Origin of the sequence: Serratia sp. (in: enterobacteria) (assembly GCF_046715635.1) — a bacterium.
In the GTDB taxonomy this organism is placed as follows: domain Bacteria; phylum Pseudomonadota; class Gammaproteobacteria; order Enterobacterales; family Enterobacteriaceae; genus Chania.
In genome coordinates this window covers 1-4369 of record NZ_JBKJYW010000384.1, presented here as the reverse complement: position 1 = coordinate 4369, position 4369 = coordinate 1, and the positions used below count along the sequence as shown (strand labels likewise).

The 4369-nt window shown below is 58.5% G+C and carries 2 protein-coding genes and 1 pseudogene; all 3 read left to right on the top strand.

The window, feature by feature from the left end:
- Window positions 1-20 precede the first annotated feature (20 nt).
- Window positions 21-755, top strand: coding sequence for a tetrathionate reductase subunit TtrB (ttrB, locus tag ACLQ7H_RS19995; RefSeq protein ID WP_411754176.1), 735 nt, complete (start codon window positions 21-23; stop codon window positions 753-755).
- The gene (gene ttrC, locus ACLQ7H_RS19990) at window positions 752-1810 is read left to right on the top strand and encodes a tetrathionate reductase subunit TtrC (RefSeq protein WP_411754175.1); all 1059 of its coding nucleotides are present in this window, start codon (window positions 752-754) and stop codon (window positions 1808-1810) included. Before ttrB ends, ttrC begins: the two co-directional genes overlap by 4 nt.
- Window positions 1803-4369, top strand: a pseudogene (locus tag ACLQ7H_RS19985) (molybdopterin-dependent oxidoreductase); the annotation flags it as partial. The gene ttrC and the pseudogene ACLQ7H_RS19985, both read left to right, overlap by 8 nt.

Here is a 4369-nt window from a genome sequence, read left to right as displayed (position 1 = left end):
ATACTTTTTGGGAGAAATCAATGGATAGTGGAAAACGGCAATTTTTACAACGCCTCGGTGTCCTGACTGCGGGTGCCGCGTTGGTACCGCTGGCGCACTCCGGCTGGCAGTTGCAACCCGAGCGGCGTGAAGGCGACGGCAAAAAGCGTATGGCGATGTTGATCGATCTGCGCCGCTGTATTGGCTGCCAGGCCTGCACGGTTAGTTGCGCGGTAGAGAATCAGCTACCGCAGGGGCAGTTTCGCACCAGTGTACTGCAATATCAGGTCGTCACGGATAGCCAGCGCATCCCCACCAACGTGCTGCTACCGCGCCTGTGCAATCATTGTGATAACCCGCCTAGCGTGCCGGTCTGCCCGGTGCAGGCAACCTTCCAGCGTCAGGATGGCATTGTGGTGATTGATAACACCCGCTGCGTCGGCTGCGCCTATTGTGTGCAAGCTTGCCCCTATGAGGCGCGCTTTATCAACCATGAAACCCAAACCGCGGATAAATGCACCTTCTGCGTCCACCGCCTGGATGCCGGGCTGTTGCCTGCCTGCGTTGAATCTTGCGTCGGCGGTGCGCGCATGATCGGCGATCTTAACGATGAACAAGGCATCTTAAGATGCACGTTGGAACAGCATCGTGGGGAGCTAAAGGTGCTGAAACCTGAGCAGGGGACGCATCCACAGGTGTTTTATCTGGGGCTGGATGAGGCTTTTGTCAGCCATGTCCGGGGACAACCGGCGCTGTGGCAGGAGGTACACTCATGATCCGCGAAGTGATGGCTCGCCCGCAGGCGATCGCCTGGTTGCCCTGGGCGGTGCAGTATTTTTTCTTTATCGGTTTGGCATGCAGCAGCATTGCCATTGCGGCTTGGCTACGCTGGCGTTCAGCGTCTGAGGCATCTCGGCTAGAGTTGGCTGCCGTTTCGCTGGCGGTGGTGAGCGGCACCGTGGCACCGTTGGCCCTGAGTGCGGATTTGCATCAGCCCGCTCGTATCTGGCACTTCTATGCCCATTTCGCACCTTGGTCGTGGATGTCTCTTGGTTCGGTGTTTTTACCGCTGTTTATCCTGTTGGTCGTCGCCTATTTCATCCTGTTGCTACGTAGCCAAGTTAGGGCAAAAGCCCTGCCGTTCTGGGCGCGTTGGTTACAAATCTGGCCCGCATGGCAAGAGCAGAAATGGCTGCGCTGGGTGGCATTGGCCACGCTGCTTTCAGCAGTCAGCATCCTGCTCTATACCGGCCGGGAAGTGTCCGTGCTGCGTTCACAACCGCTGTGGTACAGCCTGTGGTTACCTTGGCTATTGCTGCTTACCGCAATGCAGGCCGTTCCGCCAATGCTGGCTTACTGGTTACGTCACGAACCTCAGTGGCAGCCTCGCTTGGCGCGCTATCAGGGGCTTTCCCTATTGTTGCTGTGTCTCTCCAGCCTGGGTTGGTGGCTGGACGGTAGTGACTCTGCCGCTGCGCTGCGTCAGTTACCTGCTCAGGGGAGCGCTTGGTCACTGGCAGGCAGCGCATTTGCCGTCTTGATCCTGCTATTGATGGTTTCGGCATGGCGATCGCGTCATCGGGCGCTAGGGACGGCAGGTCTGTTTGCACAATGCGTGGCAGCGTTGCTGCTTTGTTGGGGAGTGCGCTGGATGCTGCTGATGCAAACCCAGACGCTGCCCAAGTTCAATATATTGCTCAACCCCTATGTATTACCGCTCGGCAGCGAGGGGCTATTGGCCATCCTCGGCACTTTTGGGCTGTGGCTGGCATTAATCATCGGGGTTCGTGAATTACAGCATGGCTTGATGGAGAAAAAACGCTATGGCTAAGTCAACGCGTCGTCAGTGGTTGAAAGGCGGGCTCGCTTTGGGTGGGCTGGCCGTGTTTGGTGCCAGCTATAGCGAAATGGTGCAGAAGGTGTTTACCGGCCTGCGCGACGGCAGCAGTGGGAAACTGACGCTGGATCGGATCAGCGCCAATGCGTTACCACCAGAAGGCCGTCAGCATCCTGAAGGCTGGCAAGCCAATCCGCAGCAGGCGGTTTCCATGACGCAATGTTTTGGCTGCTGGACGCTGTGCGGCCTGCGGGTGCGGGTCGATCGGGACAGCAATCAGATACTGCGCGTGGCAGGTAACCCTTATCACCCACTGTCGCACGATCGCCATTTTCCCTATCGTTTGCCGGTGAGTGATGCGCTCAATCGGTTAGGCGGCGATGCTGGTCTGGAACAGCGCTCAACCGCCTGTGCTCGTGGTGCTACCCTGCTCGAAGGGCTGACCAGCCCGTATCGGGTGCTGGAGCCAATGAAACGGGTAGGGCCACGTGGTGGTGGTCAGTGGCAGCGCATCAGTTTTGAACAACTGATCAAGGAAGTGGTGGAGGGCGGTGATCTGTTTGGTGAAGGGCCAGTAGAGGGGTTAAGGGCCATCCGCGATCTGCAAACGCCGCTCGACCCGGCACAGCTAACGCTTGGGCCGAAGGCTAACCAACTGCTGGTCACTAACGCAGGTGACGAGGGGCGAGACAGCTTCATCAAACGCTTTGCACAAAACGCCTTTGGCACGCGCAATTTCGGCCATCACGGTGCTTATTGTGGTCTAGCCTACCGGGCAGGTTCCGGGGCGCTGATGGGCGATCTGGATAAAAACGCCCATGTGAAACCCGACTGGGATCATCTCCGCTTTGCACTGTTTCTGGGGACGTCACCCGCACAGTCTGGTAACCCGTTCAAACGGCAGGGGCGTCAGTTGGCTAATGCCCGCCTGCGCGATGAGTTCCGCTATGTGGTAGTAGCCCCGGCGTTGCCGTTAACCACCACGCTGGCCAACGATCATAACCGCTGGGTGCCGGTATTACCGGGGACGGACTCCGCGCTGGCTATGGGTATGATCCGCTGGATCATCGACCAGGAACGTTATAACGCCGATTATCTGGCATTACCTGGCGAGGCGGCCATGCAGGCAGCCGGTGAAAAAAGCTGGTCGAATGCCACCCATCTGGTAGTGATCGATGACGATCATCCTCTGTGCGGCCAGTTCCTGCGTAAATCACATCTGGTAGGTGCAGGCGGTGATGAGGAAAGCCCTGCCTTGGTGTGGGACGCACAAAGAGACCAACCGGTGCCCTCCACCGAGGCTATGCGTGGGCAACTGCTGGTTGAGCAGCAGGTTCAACTGGCTGATGGCTCACAGGTGCGGGTGCGATCCAGCTTCCGTTGTCTGCAACTGGCGGCGGAGCGCTTTTCGCTGGCCGAATACAGCGCGCAGTGTGGCGTTAGTGCTGAAACCATTGCGGCGCTTGCCAAGGAGTTTACGTCCTACCAGCGGCAGGCGGCAGTGATCTCCCACGGTGGCATGATGAGCGGCAACGGTTTCTACAGTAGCTGGGCGGTGATGATGCTCAATGCGCTGATCGGTAACCTTAATCTCTAGGGAGGCGTCTCGGTTGGTGGCGGCAAGTTCAAGGAGTTTGCCGAAGGGCCACGCTATAACCTCGCGACCTTCCCTGAGATGGTGAAGCCGAAAGGATTGGTGCTGTCGCGTAGTAAGCAGGCGTATGAAAAGTCAGACGAATATCGTCGCAAGGTGGAACAAGGTGTCAATCCTTATCCGGCGCGGGGACCGTGGTATCCCTTTGTGGCTGGTCAGTTTACCGAGCAGCTGGCTCCGGCGCTGATGGGATACCCTTATCCGCTGAAAGCCTGGATCAATCACATGGGCAACCCGCTCTACGGTGTCGCTGGGTTGCGTGACGTGGTGGAGAGCAGGCTGAAGGATCCGCAGCATCTGCCGCTGTTCATTTCCGTCGACGCCTTTATCAACGAAACCAGCGCGTTGGCGGACTATATCGTGCCGGATACGCACAACTTTGAAAGCTGGGGGTTTACCTCTCCTTGGTCTGGCGTGATGGTCAAGGCGAGTACCGCCCGTTGGCCAGTGGTGCCTGCGCGCACAGCCAAGACCGCGGACGGGCAGCCGATCGCGCTGGAGAGCTTTGTGATTGCGCTTTCGAAGGCCATGGGGTTGCCGGGCTTCGGCGACGGAGCGCTACAGGATGCGCAAGGCAACCTTTACGGGCTGCATTGTGCCGAAGATTATTACCTGCGCGCTGCGGCCAACGTGGCGTTTGCTGGCGAGCCTGTGCCAGAGGCGACGGAAAGTGAGCTGCGCCTGACCGGCGTCGATCGTCTGCAACCGGCGCTGAATCAGGTATTAAAACCGGATGAACGGATGCGAGTGGGGTATATGCTGGCGCGAGGTGGCCGTTTCGCGCCTCATGAGCAAGCTTGGCAAGGGGAGGCAACTGGCCCGCAGTGGAAGCAAGGGCTGAATATCTGGAATGAGGAGGTAGCACGCCACCGTCATGCCATGACCGGGGAGCGCTATAG